Origin of the sequence: Leptotrichia sp. OH3620_COT-345, from assembly GCF_003932895.1 — a bacterium.
Taxonomy (GTDB): Bacteria; Fusobacteriota; Fusobacteriia; order Fusobacteriales; family Leptotrichiaceae; genus Pseudoleptotrichia.
The window spans coordinates 1-1,193 of record NZ_RQYW01000058.1 but is presented as its reverse complement, the minus strand read 5'-3'; the positions used below and the strand labels follow the sequence as shown (position 1 = coordinate 1,193).

1 protein-coding gene is annotated in these 1,193 nt (G+C 37.6%); it reads right to left on the bottom strand.

The features are described from left to right. Positions 1-72: 72 nt before the first annotated feature. Positions 73-1,176 carry an ABC transporter ATP-binding protein gene (locus EII29_RS11250; RefSeq protein WP_125237592.1) on the bottom strand — a complete coding sequence of 368 codons (1,104 nt, stop codon included), beginning with the start codon at positions 1,174-1,176 and terminating at the stop codon, positions 73-75. Positions 1,177-1,193 lie beyond the last annotated feature (17 nt).

Sequence of the window (1,193 nt, the reverse complement as noted above, 5' to 3'; positions counted from 1 at the left end):
TTTTCCTGTTTACTTAAAGAAGGATAAAATGACTCTATAATATTAATATATTTCATTTTTATCACCTTATATTTACAGACTGATATTTTCTTCTGTTTCTATATCGAATATATGTGCCTTACTTGTGTCAAATCTAAACACTCTCTTTCCTTTCTTCGATACCGAATCTCCTACATGTTCTATATTTAGTCTGCATGTCATCTGACGACCATTTAAAGTAAAGTATATATACTCTTCATTTCCCATCTGTTCCACTACACTTATTTCACCCTCTTTCGATACTTCATCTTCTACCTCACTTAAACTTATATTCTCAGGTCTTATCCCAAATATTACACGATTACCTACATAACCTCTTACTTTCTCCCCTTTTTCTTCTGACAGCATAATCTCCGACCCGTCTATGTCTATATATACCCCTCCTCCTTTTTCCTTAAGTTCTCCTTCTACAAGATTCATCGTCGGTGAACCTATAAAACCTGCTACAAACCTGTTAGCAGGATAATGATACAAATTCAACGGTGTGTCTACCTGCATTATTCTTCCCGCTCTCATTACCGTTATCCTATCTCCCATCGTCATTGCCTCTACCTGATCATGGGTCACATATATCATCGTCGTTTTTAATTCCTGATGTAACTGTGTTATCCTTACACGCATAGACACTCGCAACTTCGCATCAAGATTTGATAACGGTTCGTCAAATAAAAATACTTCCGGTTTTCTTACTATCGCTCTTCCCAACGCTACCCTCTGTCTCTGACCTCCCGACATTTCCTTAGGCTTCCTGTCAAGAAGCTCGGTTATTTCCAATTTCTCCGCCGCTTCCCTTACTCTCCTGTCTATTTCTTCTTTCGGAGTCTTTTTCAATTTAAGACCGAATGCCATATTCTGATATACCGTCATATGAGGATAAAGAGCATAATTCTGAAACACCATCGCTATTCCTCTGTCTTTTGGAGGTACATCATTTACAATCCTATCTCCTATATATATTTCCCCTCCTGTTATTTCTTCAAGTCCTGCTATCATTCTAAGTGTTGTGGATTTTGCACAACCTGACGGTCCTACAAATACCATAAATTCTCCATCTTTTATTTCCAAATCTATTCCGTGTACCGCTTTAAATCCATTAGGATATTGCTTCTCCACTTTTTTCAATACTACTCCTGACATATCTGCTCCTCCTGAAA

What these genes read in the sequence shown, in the direction of transcription:
- EII29_RS11250 (WP_125237592.1), bottom strand. Translation starts at nt 1,176, where the DNA reads ATGTCAGGAGTAGTATTGAAAAAAGTGGAGAAGCAATATCCTAATGGA.